Here is a 21531-nt window from a genome sequence, read left to right as displayed (position 1 = left end):
CTTCTTACTCCTGATTCACGCGATTAAGCTTGCCCACAGCGGCAGCCATCAGAACTTCCTGGGTGGCCTGCTCGCGAGTGAATTCACCACCGAGATGCCCTTCATGCATGACGATAATGCGATCGCTCATGCCTAATACTTCTGGCATCTCGGAAGAGACCAGAATGATGCTCAGGCCGTCGGCCTTGAACTGGTTAATCAGCTGATAGATCTCTTTCTTGGCCCCCACGTCCACGCCGCGGGTTGGCTCATCAAGGATCAGCACTTTCGGGCGCGTCATCAGACCGCGTGCAATGGCCACTTTTTGCTGATTACCACCGGACAACAGACCAATCGCCTGCTCCATCGACGGCGTTTTAACGTTGAAGAGACGGATAAAATCGCTGACCGCCTGCTGTTCATCTTTGTGCTTCAGGCTGCCACCGCTGCGGCTGAAATAGCGCAGGGCAGTAAGCGACATGTTCTCTTTTACCGACATCCCCAGCACTAAGCCGTCACGCTTGCGGTCTTCGGAGATATAGACGATGCCGTTTGCCAGGCCATCCTGTGGAGAGCGAGTCACCACCTCATGACCGTTGAGCGTGACATAACCGCTGGTACGCGGCAGTGCGCCATAGAGCACTTTCATCAGCTCGGTACGGCCTGCCCCCATTAACCCCGCCACGCCAAGGATCTCCCCCTGGCGCAGGGTAAAGGTGACATTGTTCACGCCCGGGCCACAGAGGTTGTCCACCTTCAGGCGGATCTCACCCGGTGCTTTGTCCAGATGCGGATACTGGTCTTCGAGCTTACGTCCCACCATCATTTCGATAAGGGTATCTTCGGTCAGCGTGGCGACTTCGCGCTCGGCAATGAATTGCCCGTCGCGGAAGACCGTTACGTCGTCGCAGATCTCGAAAATCTCTTTCATACGGTGAGAGATATAGACAATCCCGCGTCCCTGCGATTTCAGCTCGCGGATAACGCGGAATAAAGATTCGGTTTCGGTGTCGGTCAGCGCGTCCGTCGGTTCATCCATAATGATGACCTTCGACTCAAAGCTCAGCACCTTCGCGATTTCAACCATTTGCTGATCGCCAATGGAGAGGTCGCCCACCAGACGGTCGCTCTTGAAGCGCAGGTTTAGCTTCGCCAGCAGTTTATCCGCTTCGGCATACATCGTTTTCCAGTCGATTTTGCCATACCGGTTAACGAACTCACGTCCGAGGAAGATGTTTTCCGCAATGCTGAGCTGCGGGATCAGGTTCAGCTCCTGGTGGATAATACCGATCCCCGCATCCTGGGAGGATTTCGGGCCGTTGAACGTGGTCTCTTTACCCAGCCACAGCAGCGAGCCGGCATCGCGTTGATAGATACCGGTCAGCACTTTCATCATGGTGGATTTGCCGGCCCCGTTTTCGCCCACCAGCGCCATTACGCGTCCGGGATAAACGTTCAGAGCCGCGCCAGAGAGGGCTTTTACGCCCGGGAACGCTTTATCGATCCCTTTCAGTTGCAGTAATGCGTCCATGATGGCCTCAGAAGGTGACGCCAGCACAGAGAATGATATTCGCATACGGGGAACACTCCCCGCTGCGAATCACCGCCTGACTGTCTGCGGTTTGTTGTTTGAATTGCTCGTGCGTTGTGTAACGAATTTCTATGGTGTTTCCCTGGTGTTGTTGCAGTTGCTCAATGTGGCTGAGCAACGTTTCGTGGAGTTGCGGATTATGGTGTTTAATTTCCGTCGCGAGAATGGCCGCCTCAACCTGCATCTCCGCCGTCACCACGTCCAGTACCTGCATAAACGAGGGCACGCCCTGCGTTAACGCCATATCAATACGGGTTGTGCTGCGTGGAACCGGTAAGCCTGCATCGCAAACCACCAGCGTATCGGTATGCCCAAGACGGGAAATAACCGATGAGATTTCTGCGTTAAGAACGGTGCCTTTCTTCATTTTCTTGCTCCACTAGCGAAACGTTTCGCTGAAATCAGTTTAGTCTTAACGGTGTTCAGAAAACCACCATGACATAACAGATTTGTGATCGACGTCGAAACGTTTCGCTACGTGAAATGAGAAGGCGATAAATGCAAAAACGGTAACCCTTTGGTTACCGCTTTTTTAGGGTTGCACCCTCTCCATCCAGGAGAGGGCTTCAGGCCACTCGAGGACCTAGATTTCGACCTGCGTTCCCAGCTCAATCACACGGTTAGGCGGGATCTCAAACTGGTCAGGCGCGCGAAGGGCGTTACGCTGCAGGATAAGGTACAACTTGCCGCGCAGACGCAAATACCAGGGGCGCTTGCCAATAATCAGCGACTCGTGGGACATAAAGAACGAGGTCTCCATCATGCGACAGCTCAGACCTTCCAGACCGCAGCGATGGAACACCTCTTCGACGTTTGGTGTCTCACGCCAGCCGTAGCTTGCCACTACGCGCCAGAAGGTCGGCGACAGTTGCTCGATTTGCACGCGGCGGACATTGTGGACGTACGGGGCATCTTCGGTGCGCAGGGTCAGCAGGATCACGCGCTCGTGCAGCACTTTGTTGTGCTTGAGGTTATGCATCAGCGCAAACGGGATAACGTTCAGCGCACGCGACATATACACCGCGGTGCCCGGCACGCGTACCGGCGGCGATTTCTCCAGCGAGGCAATCATAGCCTCCAGGGAGTTACCGTGCTCATGCATACGGCGCAGAAGGCGGAAACGTTCGCTTTTCCACGTGGTCATGACAATGAACATCACCAGACCGAGCGTCAACGGCAGCCAGCCACCGGAGACAATCTTGTCGAGGTTGGCGGAGAACAGCGGCACGTCAATGCACAGGAAGCCGACCAGAATCATCATCACGAGGAATTTGTTCCAGTGCCAGTTTCGGTACGCTACCGTGGTGGAGAGCAGCGAGGTCAGTACCATCGTACCGGTTACCGCAATACCGTACGCCGCCGCCAGGTTGCTGGAGTGCTCGAAGCTGACGATGACAATCACCACGGCGAAATAGAGCAGCCAGTTGATGAACGGAATGTAAATCTGGCCCGACTCCATCTCGGAGGTATGGATAATGCGCATAGGCGAGAGATACCCCAGACGCACGGCCTGACGCGTCAGAGAGAACACGCCTGAAATTACCGCCTGCGAGGCAATAACGGTCGCCAGCGTCGCCAGAATCAGCATGGGCACCAGCGCCCAGTCCGGAGCCAGCAGGAAGAAGGGGTTCTTAATCGCCTCCGGGTTTTGCAGCAACAGCGCACCCTGACCGAAATAGTTCAGCACCAGCGACGGCAGGACCACTAAAAACCACGCCACGCGGATAGGCAGTTTCCCGAAGTGCCCCATATCGGCATACAGCGCCTCAACACCGGTGATGGAGAGCACGACGGCACCGAGCGCGACGAAGGAAACCACTTTGTATTCCAGGAAGAAATGCACGGCCCAGTAAGGGTTCAGCGCATGCAGCACGTCCGGGTTAGCAATAATGCTGCGTAAACCGAGTGCCGCCAGGACCAGGAACCAGGCCAGCATAATCGGAGCGAACAGCTTGCCCACCAGCCCGGTGCCGTGCTTCTGGATGATGAACAACAGCGTCAGGACAAGGATCGCCAGCGGAACAACCCATGAATCAAGCTGTGGCGCGATAATCTCCAGCCCCTCTATCGCCGAGAGAACCGAAATCGCGGGCGTAATGACGACTTCCCCATAGAAGAAGCTGCCGCCAATCAGGCCGATAATGACCAGCACCGACGTCATTCTGGCGGAGGTATTCCGCCCGGCAAGGGACATCAGAGTCAGGATCCCCCCTTCACCGGCGTTATCTGCACGCATAACGAAGGAGAGGTATTTCACTGAAACCACCAGGATCAGCAGCCAGAAGATGAGGGACAGGAAGCCAAAGACGGCATCGCGCTCAACACCAAAACCAAACTGACCGGACAGACATTCACGAAGCGTATAAAGCGGGCTGGTGCCGATATCACCGTAGACAACCCCGATCGCCGCAAGCGTTATTGCGGGTAATGATTGCTTATTATCAGTGCTCATAGACTAGTCTTTTCGTTTAAATAACAAATGTGTGCTTAGTCCCTTGGCCCACAAAAAGCGCACAGTATGCACGATTCAATGCAAAATCGTACCCCTAAATGCAACCGCATTAATGTAGCGCAAAGAAAATAGCGCCGCACTTCAGTCTATTACCAGCCCTGACTGAAACGTCTATACTCGCTTCAATTGGCCGCCACGACGGCGAAAGGATGCAAAACTATTATGGCTCACTCACATTTAATAGCAGAAAGAATTTCCCGCCTCAGCGGCGCGCTGGAAAAAGGCCTTTTCGAGCGTAGCCACGCCATTCGCCTCTGTTTACTGGCAGCGTTGAGCGGCGAAAGTGTCTTTCTGCTTGGACCTCCGGGCATCGCCAAAAGCCTGATTGCCCGCCGGCTGAAATTTGCCTTTCAGAACGCCCGCGCTTTCGAATACCTGATGACCCGCTTTTCCACCCCAGAAGAAGTTTTCGGCCCGCTTTCCATTCAGGCGCTGAAAGATGAGGGGCGCTATCAGCGCCTGACTGAGGGGTATCTTCCGGAAGCGGAAATTGTTTTTCTTGATGAGATCTGGAAAGCGGGGCCGGCAATTCTGAACACCCTGCTCACGGCGATAAACGAACGCCGATTCCGCAACGGTGCCAGCGAAGAGAAAATCCCGATGCGCCTGCTGGTGGCGGCCTCTAACGAACTACCGGAAGCCGACAGCAGCCTTGAAGCGCTGTATGACCGCATGCTGATCCGCCTGTGGCTCGACAAAGTGCAGGATAAATCCAACTTCCGCTCGATGCTGGTCAGCCAGCAGGATGAGAATGAAAACCCGGTCCCCGCTTCGCTGCAGGTCACGGATGAGGAGTATTACCAGTGGCAGGAGGATATCGGCAAAATCACACTGCCGGATTCGGTGTTTGAGCTGATCTATCTGCTGCGCCAGCAGCTCGATTTACTGCCTTCTGCGCCGTATGTCTCCGATCGTCGCTGGAAAAAAGCGATCCGCCTGCTGCAGGCCAGCGCCCTGTTCAGCGGCCGCGATGCCGTTGCGCCAATCGATCTGATCCTTTTAAAAGATTGCCTCTGGCACGACGCGGAAGGCATGAACCTGATGCAGCAGCAGCTTGACGTATTGATGACCGGACACGCCTGGGGCCAGCAGTCGATGCTCAACCAGCTGGGAGCGATTGCCCAACGGCGTATTCAGCTGCAGCAACAACAAAGCGACAAAACAGCGCTGAAAGTAAACCGCCTTGGCGGCATGTTCGCCCGCAAAGCGCATTATGAGCTGCCGTCCGAACTGACCAGTACAACGCTAACGCTCCTGCTTCAGCAGCCCCTTAAGCTTCATGACATGCAGGTGGTCCATATCACCGTGGAACGAGAACCACTGGCTCAGTGGCTTGATAAGGGCGGGGAGATCCGCGGCAAACTCAACGGCATCGGTTTTGCCCAGCCGCTGACGCTGGAAGTGGACAGCAGCCAGCATCTGGTGATCCGCGACGTTAGCCTGCAGGGATCGCGTCTTGCGCTTCCGGGAACCGCCTCTGACAGCGTGCCGGAAGAGATTAAACGCCAGCTTGAAGCGCTGGATACGGAATGGCACCAGCAACATACGCGCTTCAGCGAGCAGCAAAAATGCCTCTTTATTCATAGCGACTGGTTAGGTCGCATCGAAGCCAGCCTGCAGGATGTCAGCGCGCAGATCAAACAGGCTCGTCAATGCTAACGCTGGATACGCTTAACGTCATGCTGGCCGTCAGCGAAGAGGGGTTGATCGAAGAGGTGGTCATCACCCTTCTGGCCTCCCCGCAGCTGGCGGCTTTTTTTGAAAAATTCCCGCGGCTCAAAAAGGCGATGACCGACGATCTCCCGCGCTGGCGCGAAAACCTGCGTCAGCGGTTCAAAGAGACCGAAGTCCCCCCAGAATTAACTGACGAGGTGGCCTGCTATCAGCAGTGCCAGCGGCTCTCTACGTCACAGTTTATCGCCCAGCTCCCGCAAACCCTGACGTTACTCGACACGGTACACTCTCCGTTTGCCAGCCAGGCGCGGGCGCTGGTCACGGATAACGTCACGTTTACCCCCGCACTACACACCCTCTTTTTACAACGCTGGCGCCTCAGCCTGGTGGTGCAGGCCACAACGTTGAACCAGCAGTTGCTGGATGAGGAGCGTGAACAGCTGCTTAGCGAAGTGCAGGAACGCATGACCTTAAGCGGTCAACTGGAGCAGGTGCTGGTGGAAAATGAAAACGCCGCCGGGCGTCTTTGGGATATGAGCGCCGGTCAGCTGCGACGCGGAGATTACCAGCTCATCGTCAAGTACGGCGATTTTCTGGCACAGCAGCCAGAGCTGATGAAGCTTGCCGAACAGCTGGGTCGTTCACGGGAGGCCAAATCGGTCCCAAAGAAAGATGCCCCAATGGAGACCTTCCGCACCCTGGTCCGTGAACCGGCCACCGTGCCTGAGCAGGTGGATGGGCTCCAGCAAAGCGACGATATTTTGCGCCTGCTGCCCACGGAGCTGAGTACGCTGGGGATGACCGAGCTTGAGTACGAGTTTTATCGCCGGCTGGTGGAAAAACAGCTTCTGACCTACCGGTTGCATGGCGAAGCCTGGCGTGAAAAGCTCAGCCAGCGCCCGGTCATCCATCAGGATTTTGACGAGCAGCCGCGCGGGCCCTTTATTGTGTGCGTGGATACGTCCGGCTCGATGGGAGGGTTTAACGAACAGTGCGCGAAAGCGTTCTGCCTGGCTCTGATGCGCGTGGCGCTCGCCGATCGACGTCGCTGCTTCATCATGCTCTTTTCCAGCGAAGTTGTGGGGTATGAACTGACCCATCAGCAGGGTATTGAGCAGGCGATCCGCTTTTTAAGCCAGCGCTTTCGTGGCGGTACCGATCTGGCCAGCTGTTTTCGAAGCATCGTTGAGCGGATGCAGGGCGGAGACTGGTATGACGCTGACGCCGTGGTCATCTCCGATTTTATTGCCCAGCGGCTACCGGATGACGTGGTGAATAAAGTGAAGGAGCTACAGCGAGTGCACCAGCACCGTTTCCATGCTGTGGCGATGTCTGCCCATGGAAAACCCGGCATCATGCGCATCTTCGATCATATCTGGCGCTTTGATACCGGGTTACGTAGCCGCCTGCTAAGACGCTGGCAGCGCTAATTACAGAAGAGATTCAACGCGATCGCGTACCTGTTGTGGCCAGACACCGCACTGCACCTGACCAATATGTGGCAGCTGCAACAGCAGCATGGTCAGACGGGACTGGCCAATACCGCCGCCAATGGTCTGCGGCATCTCTCCGCGCAGCAACGCCTGGTGCCACTCCAGCGTGAGACGATCTTCATCCCCGGTCAGTGCCAGCTGACGCTTCAGGGCATCAGCATCCACGCGGATCCCCATTGAAGAGAGCTCGAACGCATCTTCCAGCACCGGGTTCCAGACCAGAATATCGCCGTTCAGACCGGCGCGTTCGCCTTCACCCGTCGTGCTCCAGTCATCATAATCCGGCGCACGCACATCATGGCGTTTACCGTTAGACAATTTGCCGCCAATCCCGATCAGGAACACAGCACCCAATTCTTTGGCGATCGCACGCTCGCGGCCTTTGGCATCCAGATAGGGATAACGGCTCAGCAGTTCCTGGCTGTGGACAAAGTGGATCGATTCCGGCAGGAACGGTGCCAGACCAAACTCTTTGCTCACTGCCGCTTCGGTCGCTTTGATCCCGGCGTAGATCGCCTCAACGGTGGATTTCAGCGTACCGACGTGACGCTCGCCATCGCCCATGACGCGCTCCCAGTCCCATTGATCGACGTAGACAGAGTGCATTGGCGTAAGACGGTCTTCATCGGGGCGAAGGGCTTTCATGTGCGTGTAAAGCCCTTCGCCCGCGCTGAAGTCGTGTTGTCCCAGGGTTTGACGTTTCCACTTCGCAAGGGAATGCACCACTTCGAACTGGGCGTCTGGCAGTGTTTTCACTTTCACCTGTACCGCTTTTTCGCATCCAGAAAGGTTGTCCTGCGTCCCGTCACCCACGCGGCTGAGAATGGGCGCCTGGACTTCGATCAGACCAAGCTTGTCTTCCAGCTGACGTGAAAAATGGGATTTAACGAAGCTGATCTGGCGTTGTTTTGCGATGTAAGCGGTTTTCATTATTTATACTCCTGCGTCCTGTTGATAGAGATTAAGCAACAGAAATGGCCTGTTATTCAATAACCCACCAACAAAAAGCCACCTTCACTTTTGATTCATTAAAATAAGGCGCTAGAATAGAAATATTCATTAATGTTCATAAGAAAAAGCTATGGAAAATTATCAGATCGATAATCTGGACCGCGGCATCCTGGAGGCCTTAATGGCCAATGCACGTACTGCCTACGCGGAACTGGCGAAACAGTTTGGCGTCAGTCCGGGCACAATCCACGTCCGCGTGGAAAAGATGAAACAGGCGGGGATCATTATCGGCGCACGTATCGACGTCAGCCCTAAGCAGCTGGGTTATGACGTCTGCTGCTTTATTGGCATTATTCTCAAAAGCGCCAAAGACTATCCGTCAGCCCTGGCTAAGCTCAACGCGCTTGAAGAAGTCACGGAGGCGTACTACACCACCGGGCACTACAGTATCTTTATAAAGGTGATGTGCCGCTCCATTGATGCCCTCCAGCAGGTACTTATCAACAAGATCCAAACAATTGATGAAATTCAGTCCACTGAAACATTGATCTCCCTGCAGAACCCGATCATGCGTACCATCCGCCCCTGATCGGGCAAATTCATTCCCACATTTTCCACAGGTAGATCCCAGCTCGTTCACAGCGTACAATGAGCCCCTCTTTATTTGAGCGAGCGATCAATGGCAGACATTACCCTTATCAGTGGCAGCACCCTGGGCGGCGCGGAATACGTTGCGGAACATCTGGCTGAGAAGCTGGAAGACGCGGGCTTTTCCACCGAAACACTGCACGGCCCGTTGCTTGACGATCTCCCGACTGATGGGGTCTGGCTACTGATCACCTCGACGCACGGCGCAGGCGATCTGCCGGATAATCTGCAACCTTTATATGACGAACTGCTGGAACAGCAGCCTGACCTGTCAAACGTCCGTTTTGGCGCGGTGGGTATCGGCAGTCGTGAATATGACACCTTTTGCGGTGCAATAGAGAAAGTCGAAGCCGCTGTGACTGCCTGTGGGGCAAAACAGCTAGGTGAAACACTAAAGATCAACATCCTCGATCATGACATTCCGGAAGATCCAGCGGAGATCTGGCTGGGTGAATGGAAAAATTTACTCAAAAACGATTAAAGATCGCGCGAACAGATGTGGATAACTCTGGTTAAAAGCTCGTATTAAGCGGTAGTTATCCAAGTTATAACTCTGAGGCTGTTTTGGGCCTGTGTATAAAGTCGCGATCTGATCCCAGCTTATACTGGCCAGGATCACCGATCATTCACAGCAAACGATCCTTTCTAACTGCATGATCTTCATCGTGAGATCGGGCTTATCCACAGAGGTACTCGATCCTAATAAGAGATCACAATAGAACAGATCTCTAAATAAAAAGATCTTCTTTTTAATAGCCCAGGATCCCAATGCTTTCTCGAAAGACTAAAGTTGAGTAGAATCCACGGCCCGGGCTTCAATCCATTTTCATACCGCTTTACGCGAGGCAGACCACCATGTTTTATCAGGATCCTTTTGACGTCATCATCATTGGCGGGGGTCATGCAGGCACTGAGGCCGCAATGGCCGCAGCGCGAATGGGTCAGCAGACCCTGCTTTTGACACACAATATCGACACGCTGGGACAAATGTCCTGTAATCCGGCGATTGGCGGCATTGGGAAAGGACACCTGGTAAAAGAAGTGGATGCACTTGGCGGCCTGATGGCGAAAGCGATCGATCATGCCGGCATCCAGTTTAGGATACTAAACGCGAGCAAAGGTCCCGCTGTGCGTGCCACCCGTGCTCAGGCAGACCGCGTGCTTTACCGTCAGGCAGTACGTACTGCCCTGGAGAATCAGCCAAACCTGATGATCTTCCAGCAGGCGGTAGAAGATCTTATCGTTGAAAACGATCGCGTTGTGGGTGCCGTAACCCAGATGGGCCTCAAGTTCCGCGCAAAAGCCGTCGTACTGACTGTCGGGACCTTCCTGGATGGCAAAATCCATATCGGTCTGGATAACTACAGCGGTGGCCGTGCTGGCGATCCGCCGTCCATTCCGCTGTCTCGCCGTCTGCGTGAACTTCCGCTGCGCGTCAGTCGCCTGAAAACAGGCACGCCACCGCGTATTGATGCGCGCACCATTGATTTCAGCGTGCTGGCACAACAGCACGGTGATAACCCCATGCCGGTGTTCTCGTTCATGGGCAATGCGGCTCAACATCCGCAGCAGGTACCGTGCTACATCACGCATACCAACGAAAAAACCCATGACGTGATCCGCAATAACCTTGACCGCAGCCCAATGTACGCTGGCGTGATCGAAGGGATCGGCCCGCGTTACTGTCCGTCGATCGAAGACAAAGTGATGCGCTTTGCCGATCGTAACCAGCACCAGATCTTCCTGGAGCCGGAAGGACTGACGTCAAATGAAATTTACCCGAACGGCATCTCCACCAGCCTGCCGTTCGATGTGCAGATGCAAATTGTTCGCTCAATGCAGGGTATGGAGAACGCGAAAATCGTTCGTCCTGGCTACGCTATTGAGTACGATTTCTTCGATCCGCGTGACCTGAAGCCAACCCTGGAGAGCAAATTCATCCACGGTCTGTTCTTCGCCGGCCAGATTAACGGCACGACCGGTTACGAAGAAGCTGCCGCTCAGGGTCTGCTAGCCGGTCTGAACGCAGGACGCTTCTCTGCGGAGAAAGAGGGCTGGGCACCTGCGCGTTCTCAGGCTTATCTGGGCGTGCTGGTCGACGATCTCTGCACCCTGGGTACCAAAGAACCGTACCGTATGTTTACCTCTCGCGCGGAATATCGCCTGATGCTGCGCGAAGATAACGCCGACCTGCGTCTGACCGAAGTGGGTCGTGAACTGGGTCTGGTGGATGACGAACGCTGGGCGCGCTATAACGAAAAACTGGAACGCATTGAGCAGGAACGTCAGCGCCTGAAAACCACCTGGGTGAATCCACAGGCGGAAACCGCTGCAGAAGTGAATGCTCACTTAACTGCGCCGCTTTCGCGCGAAGCCAGCGGCGAAGACTTGCTGCGTCGCCCTGAAGTGACCTACGAGAACCTGGTGAAACTGACCGCGTTCGCGCCTGGCCTTGACGACGCTGAAGCGGCTGAACAGGTTGAGATCCAGGTCAAATACGAAGGTTACATCGCGCGTCAGCAGGATGAGATTGAAAAACAGCAGCGCAACGAAAATACGCTGCTACCGGAAATGCTGGACTACCGTCAGGTGACGGGGCTTTCCAATGAAGTGATCGCCAAGCTGAACGATCACAAGCCTGTGTCGATCGGTCAGGCATCCCGTATCTCCGGTGTCACACCTGCCGCGATTTCGATTCTGCTGGTGTGGCTGAAAAAGCAAGGTATGCTGCGCCGTAGCGCATAATATCCAGTGCTTTTGGCGGGTGGCGCTTCGCTACCCGCCCAGCTAATTCGTAGGCCCGGTAAGCGCCACCGGGCAATTTATGTCTAAACAGGTACCCACTGTGCTCAATAAACTCTCTCGTCTGCTGGAACAGGCAGGTATTTCGCTCACCGATCACCAGAAAACTCAGCTGGTGGCCTATGTCGATATGCTGAACAAATGGAATAAAGCGTACAACCTGACGTCTGTTCGCGACCCCAACGAGATGCTGGTTCGTCATATCCTCGATAGCATCGTGGTTGCGCCGTATCTTAAAGGGGAGCGCTTTATCGATGTGGGCACAGGTCCTGGCCTGCCGGGGATCCCGCTGTCGATTGTCCGCCCTGAGAGCCATTTCACGCTGCTGGACAGCCTTGGCAAACGCGTCCGTTTTTTACGTCAGGTACAGCATGAGCTGAAGCTGGAGAATATCGCCCCTGTACAGAGCAGGGTAGAGGCGTTCCCCGCGGAGCCACCGTTTGAAGGTGTTATCAGCCGCGCGTTTGCGTCGCTCAATGATATGGTGAGCTGGTGTAAGCACTTGCCTGCACAAGATGGCCGCTTTTATGCCCTGAAAGGGCAGTTGCCGGGCGATGAAATTGAACAGCTTCCGGAGGGTTTTGCTGTCGAATCCGTTGAGAAATTAAACATTCCTCAGCTTGAGGGTGAACGCCATCTGGTGATAATTAAGCCAAACAATTTTTAAATATTTAATAAAAATTGTGGAATTCGTGCTGTTCTGACCATGTTAAATAACAGCACTTATTCTCGGGTTTTACCGAAGAGAGTTTAACCTCTGTGTTACTAAGGTTTTTCTAACGGTTAACGTAACAGCCATTGTTCAGCATGAAGATAGTCAACATCGAAAATATCAGCCTGCTAAAAGTGGAATACGGCAACCAGAATCGAATGTTAAATATTTATTAAGAATGTCAATAAAAGGTTTTTATTGTATACCGGGCTGTTTTGAAAATAGTTACGATAATTTGTCTTTAATTTCATTAAGATGAAATAAACCGATTTGCGTCTTTGATAAATACACCCTTATCGCAAATGTGTATTTTGTGATCTCGTGCACGCTTTGTAGCCAACGTTTTCGCGCTGTTTGCAGTTTTGGTCGAAGGTCGTGGCTTTCAGGAAAAGTTAAAAAATAGCGGCGGGGAAAAATATTTAAACATTTATTCACCTTTTCGCTACTTAATGTTTGAAATCACGGGTGCGCACCGTATAATTTGACCGCTTTTTGATGCTTGACTCTGAGCCTTAAAGGACGTTTTATACGACACGCGGCATACCTCGAAGGGAGCAGGAGTAAAAACGTGATGTCTGTGTCGCTCTTGAGTAGAAACGTTGCTCGTAAGCTTCTGTTCATTCAGTTTCTGGCTGTGATAGCAAGTGGACTGCTGTTTAGCCTCAAAGACCCCTTCTGGGGCATCTCCGCCGTGTGCGGGGGTTTGGCGGTTGTTCTGCCAAACGTATTGTTTATGATTTTTGCCTGGCGTCATCAGGCGCATACACCCGCCAAAGGCCGTGTGGCCTGGTCCTTCGCTCTCGGTGAAGTGTGTAAGGTGTTGCTGACCTTTGCTCTACTGGTGATGGCGCTGGCGGTTTTGAAAGTGGTATTCATGCCGCTGATAGCAACGTGGGTTTTGGTGCTGGTGGTACAAGTTCTGGCTCCAGCTGTAATCAACAACAAAGGGTAAAAGGCATCATGGCTTCAGAAAATATGACGCCGCAGGATTACATAGGTCACCATCTGAATAACCTTCAGATGGACCTGCGTACATTCTCGCTGGTGGATCCGCATAACCCCCCGGCCACCTTCTGGACGATCAACATCGACTCCATGTTCTTCTCGGTCGTTTTGGGTCTTCTGTTCCTGGCCATGTTCCGCGGTGTTGCGAAAAGAGCGACCAGCGGTGTTCCAGGGAAATTCCAGACGTTCATCGAAATGATCATCGGCTTCGTCCATGGCAGCGTCAAAGACATGTACCATGGTAAGAGCAAGCTGATTGCTCCGCTGGCCCTGACCGTGTTCGTTTGGGTGTTCCTGATGAACCTGATGGACCTGCTGCCAATCGATTTCCTGCCGTGGATTGGCGAACATGTCCTCGGTCTGCCAGCACTGCGCGTGGTGCCGTCCGCTGACGTGAACATCACCCTGTCGATGGCGCTGGGCGTGTTTATCCTGATTCTTTTCTACAGCATCAAAATGAAAGGCGTAAGCGGCTTCGTGAAAGAGCTTACCTTGCAGCCGTTCAACCACTGGGCGTTTATTCCGGTCAACCTGATCCTGGAAGGCGTTAGCCTGCTGTCCAAACCTGTTTCACTGGGTCTGCGACTGTTCGGCAACATGTATGCGGGTGAGCTGATTTTCATTCTGATCGCGGGTCTTCTGCCGTGGTGGTCACAGTGGATTCTGAATGTGCCTTGGGCCATTTTCCACATCCTGATCATTACGCTGCAAGCCTTTATCTTCATGGTTCTGACGATCGTCTATCTGTCGATGGCGTCTGAAGAGCACTGATTTTTTACCAACACTACTACGTTTTAATTGAAACAAACTGGAGACTGTCATGGAAAACCTGAATATGGATCTGCTGTACATGGCTGCCGCTGTGATGATGGGTCTGGCGGCTATCGGTGCTGCGATCGGTATCGGCATCCTCGGGGGCAAATTCCTGGAAGGCGCAGCGCGTCAACCTGATCTGATTCCTCTGCTGCGTACTCAGTTCTTTATCGTTATGGGTCTGGTGGATGCTATCCCAATGATCGCTGTAGGTCTGGGTCTGTACGTGATGTTTGCTGTCGCGTAGTAGTAGTTTTAAAACCCTAAGCCACAGATATTAAAGAGGTATTGTGCTGTGAATATGAACGCAACAATCCTCGGCCAGGCCATCGCGTTTATTCTCTTTGTCTGGTTCTGCATGAAGTATGTATGGCCGCCTTTAATGGCTGCCATCGAAAAACGTCAGAAAGAAATTGCTGACGGTCTGGCTTCTGCAGAACGCGCTAAGAAAGATTTGGACCTTGCACAGGCCAACGCGACAGACCAGCTGAAAAAAGCGAAAGCGGAAGCTCAGGTTATCATCGAACAGGCTAACAAACGCCGTTCGCAGATCCTGGACGAAGCCAAAGCTGAAGCAGAACAGGAACGTACTAAGATCGTGACACAAGCTCAGGCTGAAATTGAAGCTGAGCGTAAACGTGCTCGCGAAGAACTGCGTAAGCAGGTTGCGATTCTGGCTGTTGCTGGCGCCGAGAAGATCATCGAACGTTCCGTGGATGAAGCTGCTAACAGCGACATCGTGGACAAACTTGTCGCTGAACTGTAAGGAGGGAGGGGCTGATGTCTGAATTTGTTACGGTAGCTCGCCCCTACGCCAAAGCAGCTTTTGACTTTGCTGTCGAACACCAAAATGTCGATCGCTGGCAGGATATGCTGGCGTTTGCCGCTGAGGTGACGAAAAACGAACAAATGGCCGAGTTGCTTTCTGGTGCGTTAGCGCCTGAAACTCTCGCCGCGTCGTTTATCGCCGTGTGCGGAGAGCAACTGGATGCCAATGGTCAGAACCTGATTAAGGTAATGGCAGAAAATGGTCGTCTCCGTGTGCTCCCGGATGTTCTCGAGCAGTTTGAGCACTTACGTGCCCTTAGTGAAGCTACCGCTGAAGTCGAAGTGACTTCTGCGACTGAACTGAGTGATGAACAGCTTGCGAAAATCACCGCCGCGATGGAAAAACGTCTGTCACGCAAAGTTAAGCTGAATTGCAAAATCGATAAGTCTGTAATGGCAGGCGTAATCATCCGTTCGGGTGATATGGTCATTGATGGCAGCGTACGCGGCCGTCTTGAACGCCTTGCAGACGTCTTGCAGTCTTAAGGGGACTGGAGCATGCAACTGAATTCCACCGAAATCAGCGAACTGATCAAGCAGCGCATTGCTCAGTTCAGTGTTGTGAGCGAAGCTCACAACGAAGGTACTATTGTTTCTGTAAGTGACGGTGTTATCCGCATCCACGGCCTGGCCGATTGTATGCAGGGTGAGATGATTTCCCTGCCGGGTAACCGTTACGCTATCGCACTGAACCTGGAGCGCGACTCCGTAGGTGCAGTTGTGATGGGTCCATACGCTGACCTCGCCGAAGGCATGAAGGTTAAGTGTACTGGCCGTATTCTGGAAGTGCCGGTTGGCCGTGGCCTGCTGGGTCGCGTTGTTAACACCCTGGGTGCGCCAATCGACGGTAAAGGTCCGGTTGAGCACGATGGCTTCTCCCCAATCGAAGTTATCGCACCAGGCGTTATCGACCGTCAGTCCGTTGATCAGCCAGTGCAGACTGGTTATAAGTCCGTTGATGCCATGATTCCAATCGGTCGTGGCCAGCGTGAACTGATCATCGGTGACCGTCAGACCGGTAAAACCGCGATGGCTATCGACGCCATCATCAACCAGCGTGACTCCGGCATCAAATGTGTGTACGTGGCTATCGGCCAGAAAGCGTCCACCATTTCTAACGTGGTTCGTAAACTGGAAGAGCACGGCGCGCTGTCTAACACCATCGTTGTTGTGGCGACCGCTTCTGAATCTGCTGCACTGCAATACCTGGCACCATACGCCGGTTGCGCAATGGGCGAATACTTCCGTGACCGTGGTGAAGATGCGCTGATCGTATACGATGACCTGTCTAAACAGGCCGTTGCATATCGTCAGGTTTCCCTGCTGCTCCGTCGTCCACCTGGACGTGAAGCGTTCCCTGGCGACGTATTCTACCTCCACTCTCGTCTGCTGGAGCGTGCTTCCCGCGTTAACGCGGAATACGTCGAGAACTTCACCAAAGGTGAAGTGAAGGGTAAAACCGGCTCTCTGACCGCGCTGCCAATCATTGAAACCCAGGCGGGTGACGTTTCCGCGTTCGTTCCGACCAACGTAATCTCCATTACCGATGGTCAGATCTTCCTGGAAACCAACCTGTTTAACTCCGGTATTCGTCCGGCAGTTAACCCGGGTATCTCCGTATCCCGTGTGGGTGGTGCTGCTCAGACCAAGATCATCAAGAAACTGTCCGGTGGTATTCGTACCGCGCTGGCACAGTATCGTGAACTGGCTGCGTTCTCTCAGTTCGCATCCGATCTGGACGAAGCAACCCGTAAACAGCTGAGCCACGGTCAGAAAGTGACCGAGCTGCTGAAGCAAAAACAGTACGCACCAATGTCTGTTGCTCAGCAGGGCCTGGTTCTGTTCGCGGCTGAACGCGGTTACCTCGAAGATGTGGAACTGGCGAAAATCGGTAGCTTCGAAGCCGCTCTGCTGGCTTACGTCGACCGTGATCACGCTCCGCTGATGCAAGAGATCAACCAGACCGGTGGCTATAACGACGAAATCGAAGGCAAGCTGAAAGCTATCCTCGATTCCTTCAAAGCAACCCAATCCTGGTAATCGTCCGGCGGCTTGTCTCAGGACAAGCCGCCTGGCATTGAGGAGAAGCTCATGGCCGGCGCAAAAGAGATACGTAGTAAGATCGCAAGCGTCCAGAACACGCAAAAGATCACTAAAGCGATGGAGATGGTCGCCGCTTCCAAAATGCGTAAATCGCAGGATCGCATGGCGGCCAGCCGTCCTTATGCAGAAACCATGCGCAAAGTGATTGGTCACCTTGCAAACGGTAATCTGGAATATAAGCACCCTTACCTGGAAGAACGCGACGTTAAGCGCGTGGGCTACCTGGTGGTGTCGACCGACCGTGGTCTGTGTGGCGGCTTGAACATTAACCTGTTCAAAAAACTGCTGGCGGATATGAAAGCATGGTCTGAAAAAGGCGTTCAGTGCGATATCGCAATGATCGGCTCTAAAGGCGTCTCTTTCTTTAACTCCGTTGGTGGCAACATTGTCGCTCAGGTGACGGGTATGGGTGATAACCCTTCCCTGTCCGAGTTGATCGGCCCGGTTAAAGTGATGTTGCAGGCTTATGATGAAGGCCGTCTGGACAGACTGTACGTTGTCAGCAACAAATTTATTAACACCATGTCTCAGGTTCCAACGCTCACTCAGATGCTGCCTTTACCGGCATCAGAAGATGACGAGCTGAAGCAAAAATCCTGGGATTACCTGTATGAACCCGATCCGAAACCGCTGTTGGATACCCTGCTGCGTCGTTACGTTGAATCTCAGGTTTATCAGGGCGTTGTAGAAAACCTGGCCAGCGAGCAGGCCGCACGAATGGTGGCGATGAAAGCCGCGACCGATAATGGCGGCAGCCTGATTAAAGAGCTGCAGTTGGTTTACAACAAAGCTCGTCAGGCCAGCATTACTCAGGAACTCACCGAGATCGTCTCGGGGGCCGCCGCGGTTTAACCAGGTTTACGAATTACGTAGAGGATTCAAGATGGCTACTGGAAAGATTGTCCAGGTAATCGGCGCCGTGGTGGACGTCGAGTTCCCTCAGGACGCCGTACCACGCGTGTACGACGCGCTTGAGGTACAGAATGGTAACGAGAGCCTGGTGCTGGAAGTTCAGCAGCAGCTCGGCGGCGGTATCGTGCGTACCATCGCGATGGGTTCTTCCGACGGTCTGCGTCGTGGTCTGGAAGTTAAAGACCTTGAGCACCCGATCGAAGTCCCGGTAGGTAAAGCAACACTGGGTCGTATCATGAACGTATTGGGTCAACCAATCGACATGAAAGGCGACATCGGTGAAGAAGAGCGTTGGGCTATCCACCGCGCAGCACCTTCCTACGAAGAGCTGTCCAGCTCTCAGGAACTGCTGGAAACCGGCATCAAAGTTATCGACCTGATGTGTCCGTTTGCGAAGGGCGGTAAAGTTGGTCTGTTCGGTGGTGCGGGTGTAGGTAAAACCGTAAACATGATGGAGCTGATCCGTAACATCGCGATCGAGCACTCTGGTTACTCCGTATTTGCGGGCGTAGGTGAACGTACTCGTGAGGGTAACGACTTCTACCACGAAATGACCGACTCCAACGTTCTGGACAAAGTATCCCTGGTTTACGGCCAGATGAACGAGCCACCAGGAAACCGTCTGCGCGTTGCGCTGACTGGCCTGACTATGGCTGAGAAGTTCCGTGACGAAGGCCGTGACGTTCTGCTGTTCGTTGATAACATCTATCGTTACACCCTGGCCGGCACTGAAGTATCTGCACTGCTGGGTCGTATGCCTTCAGCGGTAGGTTATCAGCCGACGCTGGCGGAAGAGATGGGTGTTCTTCAGGAACGTATCACCTCAACCAAAACCGGTTCTATCACCTCCGTTCAGGCGGTATACGTACCTGCGGATGACTTGACTGACCCATCCCCAGCCACCACCTTTGCGCACCTTGACGCAACCGTGGTACTGAGCCGTCAGATCGCGTCTCTGGGTATCTACCCGGCCGTTGACCCGCTGGACTCCACCAGCCGTCAGCTGGATCCACTGGTTGTGGGTCAGGAACACTACGACACCGCGCGTGGCGTACAGTCCCTGCTGCAGCGTTACCAGGAACTGAAAGACATCATCGCCATCCTGGGTATGGATGAGCTGTCTGAAGAAGACAAACTGGTGGTAGCACGTGCGCGTAAGATCCAGCGCTTCCTGTCCCAGCCGTTCTTCGTTGCGGAAGTATTCACCGGTTCTCCGGGTAAATACGTTTCCCTGAAAGACACCATCCGTGGCTTTAAAGGCATCATGGAAGGCGAATACGATCACCTGCCGGAGCAGGCGTTCTACATGGTTGGTTCCATCGACGAAGCCGTGGAAAAAGCCAAAAAACTTTAACGCCTTAATCGGAGGGTGATATGGCAATGACTTACCACCTGGACGTCGTCAGCGCAGAGCAACAAATGTTCTCTGGTCTGGTCGAGAAAATCCAGGTAACGGGTAGTGAAGGTGAACTGGGTATTTTCCCGGGTCACGCACCGCTGCTCACCGCCATTAAGCCTGGTATGATCCGCATCGTTAAACAGTTCGGTCATGAAGAGTTTATCTATCTGTCCGGCGGCATTCTTGAAGTGCAGCCTGGCAGCGTGACCGTTCTGGCCGATACCGCTATTCGTGGCCAGGATCTCGACGAAGCACGAGCCCTGGAATCGAAGCGTAAGGCTGAAGAGCACATTAGCAGCTCTCATGGTGACGTGGATTACGCTCAGGCGTCTGCGGAGCTGGCCAAAGCGATCGCGAAACTGCGCGTTATCGAGTTGACCAAAAAAGCGATGTAACACCGGCTTGAAAAGCACAAAGCCAGTCTGGTTTCCAGGCTGGCTTTTTTTATGGTTTCGTATCACACCGATCTTTATTCATGATCCAAAAGAATAGCTAAGCTATTGTGTGTGCTAGCGACTTATCGCGAGAAGGCTATTTTCCAGAGAAAAATGGGTTTACTCTGCCCCTAAAAATCGCCTCAAATAGCCATTATTGACTGATGTTGAACGTTTTAACGCCATTCCATTTTATGACGCAAAATATGTAGAATTTTCAACGTCAACGGGTTTAACTTCTTACTCAAATTACAGTCAGGACGCGTATGTTGAACAATACAATGAGCGTGGTCATCCTTGCCGCCGGTAAAGGTACCCGCATGTATTCCGATCTTCCAAAGGTACTGCACACGCTGGCAGGAAAGCCGATGGTGCAGCATGTCATTGATGCCGCTAATGAACTGGGTGCCCGTCAGGTCCATCTGGTCTATGGTCACGGCGGCGATCTGCTTAAAAAGACGCTGAACGATGACAAACTCAACTGGGTGCTTCAGGCAGAACAGTTGGGGACCGGACACGCCATGCAGCAGGCCGCCCCGTTCTTTGCGGATGACGAAGATATTCTGATGCTTTACGGCGACGTCCCGCTGATCTCTGTCGACACCCTTGCCCGCCTGCGTGAAGCTAAACCGCAGGGTGGCATCGGGTTGTTAACCGTCGTGCTTGACGATCCGACCGGCTATGGCCGCATTACCCGCGAAAACGGTAACGTAACGGGTATCGTTGAGCATAAAGATGCCAGCGACGCACAGCGTCAGATTCAGGAGATCAACACCGGTATCCTGATTGCCAATGGTGCGGACCTGAAGCGCTGGCTGTCGAAGCTCAACAACAATAATGCGCAGGGTGAGTACTACATCACCGACATCATCGCGATGGCCTATCAGGAAGGGCGTGAGATTGCGGCGGTTCATCCGGCACGCATTAGCGAAACCGAAGGGGTGAATAACCGCCTTCAGCTTTCTCGCCTGGAACGCGTTTATCAGTCCGAACAGGCTGAAAAACTGCTCCTGGCAGGCGTTATGCTGCGCGACCCGGCGCGTTTCGATCTGCGCGGGACCTTATCTCACGGGCGCGACGTTGAAATCGATACTAACGTTATCCTTGAAGGCAACGTCACGCTTGGCCACCGCGTCAAAATTGGTGCCGGTTGTGTTATCAAAAACAGCGTCATCGGTGACGACTGCGACATTAGCCCGTACAGTGTGGTTGAAGATGCACATCTGGACGCGGCATGCACCATTGGACCGTTCGCACGCCTGCGCCCTGGCGCTGAATTGCTCGAAGGCGCCCATGTTGGCAACTTCGTTGAGATGAAAAAAGCGCGTCTGGGCAAAGGTTCCAAAGCCGGCCATTTAACCTACCTGGGCGATGCAGAAATTGGCGATAACGTGAACATTGGTGCAGGAACAATCACCTGCAACTATGACGGTGCCAACAAGTTTAAAACCATCATCGGTGATGATGTGTTTGTCGGTTCTGATACCCAGCTGGTGGCACCGGTGACGGTCGGGAACGGGGTAACCATTGCCGCCGGGACGACCGTGACGCGCGATGTTGCCGACAATGAGCTGGTGCTGAGCCGCGTGCCGCAGGTTCACAAGCAGGGCTGGAAACGCCCAGTGAAGAAAAAGTAACGACCTGCACCCTGCTCTCTCCCGCGAGGAGAGAGCTC

Annotated in this window: 20 protein-coding genes; 16 read left to right on the top strand and 4 right to left on the bottom strand. The window is 53.6% G+C overall.

Features of this window, described 5'->3' with window-relative positions:
* Positions 1-4: 4 nt before the first annotated feature.
* From rbsA to kup, 3 genes are all read right to left on the bottom strand, one after another.
* Positions 5-1510, bottom strand: a complete 1506-nt coding sequence (gene rbsA / locus BJ887_RS20775) for a ribose ABC transporter ATP-binding protein RbsA (protein ID WP_121340364.1) — start codon at positions 1508-1510, stop codon at positions 5-7.
* A gap of 7 nt (positions 1511-1517) precedes the next feature.
* Positions 1518-1937 (bottom strand): D-ribose pyranase, encoded by a 420-nt coding sequence (gene rbsD, locus BJ887_RS20770; protein ID WP_020882770.1) that lies wholly within the window; start codon positions 1935-1937, stop codon positions 1518-1520.
* A gap of 216 nt (positions 1938-2153) precedes the next feature.
* Positions 2154-4022: a low affinity potassium transporter Kup gene (gene kup, locus BJ887_RS20765; RefSeq protein ID WP_014172271.1), complete on the bottom strand. Its 1869-nt coding sequence runs from the start codon at positions 4020-4022 to the stop codon at positions 2154-2156.
* A 222-nt stretch (positions 4023-4244) separates the two neighbouring features.
* Here kup and ravA point away from each other — a divergent pair, with 222 nt between their 5' ends.
* Positions 4245-5741 (top strand): ATPase RavA, encoded by a 1497-nt coding sequence (gene ravA, locus BJ887_RS20760; RefSeq protein WP_025202724.1) that lies wholly within the window; start codon positions 4245-4247, stop codon positions 5739-5741.
* Entirely contained in the window at positions 5735-7186 is a 1452-nt protein-coding gene (viaA, locus tag BJ887_RS20755) for an ATPase RavA stimulator ViaA (RefSeq protein WP_121340363.1), read from the top strand. Before ravA ends, viaA begins: the two co-directional genes overlap by 7 nt.
* Here the strand turns inward: viaA and asnA are convergent, their stop codons facing one another.
* Entirely contained in the window at positions 7187-8179 is a 993-nt protein-coding gene (gene asnA / locus BJ887_RS20750) for an aspartate--ammonia ligase (protein ID WP_121340362.1), read from the bottom strand.
* Between the two features lie 151 nt (positions 8180-8330).
* Between asnA and asnC the strand changes: the two genes are divergently transcribed.
* The 14 genes from asnC to glmU all read left to right on the top strand — a co-directional run bounded on the left by asnC (position 8331) and on the right by glmU (position 21493).
* Positions 8331-8789: a transcriptional regulator AsnC gene (asnC, locus tag BJ887_RS20745; protein WP_121340361.1), complete on the top strand. Its 459-nt coding sequence runs from the start codon at positions 8331-8333 to the stop codon at positions 8787-8789.
* Between the two features lie 90 nt (positions 8790-8879).
* On the top strand, positions 8880-9329 hold the full coding sequence (gene mioC / locus BJ887_RS20740) for an FMN-binding protein MioC (RefSeq protein WP_020882767.1): 450 nt from the start codon (positions 8880-8882) through the stop codon (positions 9327-9329).
* 374 nt (positions 9330-9703) lie between these two features.
* Positions 9704-11593 (top strand): tRNA uridine-5-carboxymethylaminomethyl(34) synthesis enzyme MnmG, encoded by a 1890-nt coding sequence (gene mnmG / locus BJ887_RS20735; RefSeq protein WP_121340360.1) that lies wholly within the window; start codon positions 9704-9706, stop codon positions 11591-11593.
* 100 nt (positions 11594-11693) lie between these two features.
* On the top strand, positions 11694-12317 hold the full coding sequence (gene rsmG, locus BJ887_RS20730) for a 16S rRNA (guanine(527)-N(7))-methyltransferase RsmG (RefSeq protein ID WP_121340359.1): 624 nt from the start codon (positions 11694-11696) through the stop codon (positions 12315-12317).
* A 616-nt stretch (positions 12318-12933) separates the two neighbouring features.
* On the top strand, positions 12934-13314 hold the full coding sequence (gene atpI / locus BJ887_RS20725) for a F0F1 ATP synthase subunit I (RefSeq protein ID WP_008500194.1): 381 nt from the start codon (positions 12934-12936) through the stop codon (positions 13312-13314).
* A gap of 8 nt (positions 13315-13322) precedes the next feature.
* Positions 13323-14138, top strand: coding sequence for a F0F1 ATP synthase subunit A (gene atpB, locus BJ887_RS20720; RefSeq protein ID WP_121340358.1), 816 nt, complete (start codon positions 13323-13325; stop codon positions 14136-14138).
* A 49-nt stretch (positions 14139-14187) separates the two neighbouring features.
* On the top strand, positions 14188-14427 hold the full coding sequence (gene atpE / locus BJ887_RS20715; RefSeq protein ID WP_000429386.1) for a F0F1 ATP synthase subunit C: 240 nt from the start codon (positions 14188-14190) through the stop codon (positions 14425-14427).
* A 48-nt stretch (positions 14428-14475) separates the two neighbouring features.
* Positions 14476-14946 (top strand): F0F1 ATP synthase subunit B, encoded by a 471-nt coding sequence (atpF, locus tag BJ887_RS20710; RefSeq protein WP_003862370.1) that lies wholly within the window; start codon positions 14476-14478, stop codon positions 14944-14946.
* A gap of 14 nt (positions 14947-14960) precedes the next feature.
* A complete protein-coding gene (gene atpH / locus BJ887_RS20705) occupies positions 14961-15494 on the top strand; it encodes a F0F1 ATP synthase subunit delta (protein WP_014172281.1) in 534 nt (177 codons plus the stop codon).
* A gap of 12 nt (positions 15495-15506) precedes the next feature.
* Positions 15507-17048, top strand: coding sequence for a F0F1 ATP synthase subunit alpha (atpA, locus tag BJ887_RS20700; RefSeq protein WP_006808751.1), 1542 nt, complete (start codon positions 15507-15509; stop codon positions 17046-17048).
* A gap of 51 nt (positions 17049-17099) precedes the next feature.
* Positions 17100-17963, top strand: a complete 864-nt coding sequence (gene atpG / locus BJ887_RS20695; protein WP_020882764.1) for a F0F1 ATP synthase subunit gamma — start codon at positions 17100-17102, stop codon at positions 17961-17963.
* 31 nt (positions 17964-17994) lie between these two features.
* A complete protein-coding gene (gene atpD / locus BJ887_RS20690; protein WP_006177559.1) occupies positions 17995-19377 on the top strand; it encodes a F0F1 ATP synthase subunit beta in 1383 nt (460 codons plus the stop codon).
* A 20-nt stretch (positions 19378-19397) separates the two neighbouring features.
* Positions 19398-19817, top strand: coding sequence for a F0F1 ATP synthase subunit epsilon (locus BJ887_RS20685; protein WP_006177560.1), 420 nt, complete (start codon positions 19398-19400; stop codon positions 19815-19817).
* A gap of 305 nt (positions 19818-20122) precedes the next feature.
* The gene (glmU, locus tag BJ887_RS20680) at positions 20123-21493 is read left to right on the top strand and encodes a bifunctional UDP-N-acetylglucosamine diphosphorylase/glucosamine-1-phosphate N-acetyltransferase GlmU (RefSeq protein ID WP_032679280.1); all 1371 of its coding nucleotides are present in this window, start codon (positions 20123-20125) and stop codon (positions 21491-21493) included.
* The last annotated feature ends 38 nt before the right edge of the window (positions 21494-21531 follow it).

It is taken from the genome of Enterobacter sp. WPR_3_1, from assembly GCF_003635055.1.
GTDB lineage: Bacteria > Pseudomonadota > Gammaproteobacteria > Enterobacterales > Enterobacteriaceae > Enterobacter > Enterobacter ludwigii.
Note: the sequence above shows the minus strand (reverse complement) of the source record. Positions and strands in the feature narration are given on the sequence as shown.

Excerpts from the sequence above, each read along its gene's own strand:
- rbsA (WP_121340364.1), bottom strand. The coding sequence starts at position 1,510 with ATGGACGCATTACTGCAACTGAAAGGGATCGATAAAGCGTTCCCGGGC.
- rbsD (WP_020882770.1), bottom strand. The coding sequence starts at position 1,937 with ATGAAGAAAGGCACCGTTCTTAACGCAGAAATCTCATCGGTTATTTCC.
- kup (WP_014172271.1), bottom strand. The coding sequence starts at position 4,022 with ATGAGCACTGATAATAAGCAATCATTACCCGCAATAACGCTTGCGGCG.
- ravA (WP_025202724.1), top strand. The coding sequence starts at position 4,245 with ATGGCTCACTCACATTTAATAGCAGAAAGAATTTCCCGCCTCAGCGGC.
- viaA (WP_121340363.1), top strand. The coding sequence starts at position 5,735 with ATGCTAACGCTGGATACGCTTAACGTCATGCTGGCCGTCAGCGAAGAG.
- asnA (WP_121340362.1), bottom strand. The coding sequence starts at position 8,179 with ATGAAAACCGCTTACATCGCAAAACAACGCCAGATCAGCTTCGTTAAA.
- asnC (WP_121340361.1), top strand. The coding sequence starts at position 8,331 with ATGGAAAATTATCAGATCGATAATCTGGACCGCGGCATCCTGGAGGCC.
- mioC (WP_020882767.1), top strand. The coding sequence starts at position 8,880 with ATGGCAGACATTACCCTTATCAGTGGCAGCACCCTGGGCGGCGCGGAA.
- mnmG (WP_121340360.1), top strand. The coding sequence starts at position 9,704 with ATGTTTTATCAGGATCCTTTTGACGTCATCATCATTGGCGGGGGTCAT.
- atpI (WP_008500194.1), top strand. The coding sequence starts at position 12,934 with ATGTCTGTGTCGCTCTTGAGTAGAAACGTTGCTCGTAAGCTTCTGTTC.
- atpB (WP_121340358.1), top strand. The coding sequence starts at position 13,323 with ATGGCTTCAGAAAATATGACGCCGCAGGATTACATAGGTCACCATCTG.
- atpE (WP_000429386.1), top strand. The coding sequence starts at position 14,188 with ATGGAAAACCTGAATATGGATCTGCTGTACATGGCTGCCGCTGTGATG.
- atpH (WP_014172281.1), top strand. The coding sequence starts at position 14,961 with ATGTCTGAATTTGTTACGGTAGCTCGCCCCTACGCCAAAGCAGCTTTT.
- atpA (WP_006808751.1), top strand. The coding sequence starts at position 15,507 with ATGCAACTGAATTCCACCGAAATCAGCGAACTGATCAAGCAGCGCATT.
- atpG (WP_020882764.1), top strand. The coding sequence starts at position 17,100 with ATGGCCGGCGCAAAAGAGATACGTAGTAAGATCGCAAGCGTCCAGAAC.
- atpD (WP_006177559.1), top strand. The coding sequence starts at position 17,995 with ATGGCTACTGGAAAGATTGTCCAGGTAATCGGCGCCGTGGTGGACGTC.
- BJ887_RS20685 (WP_006177560.1), top strand. The coding sequence starts at position 19,398 with ATGGCAATGACTTACCACCTGGACGTCGTCAGCGCAGAGCAACAAATG.
- glmU (WP_032679280.1), top strand. The coding sequence starts at position 20,123 with ATGTTGAACAATACAATGAGCGTGGTCATCCTTGCCGCCGGTAAAGGT.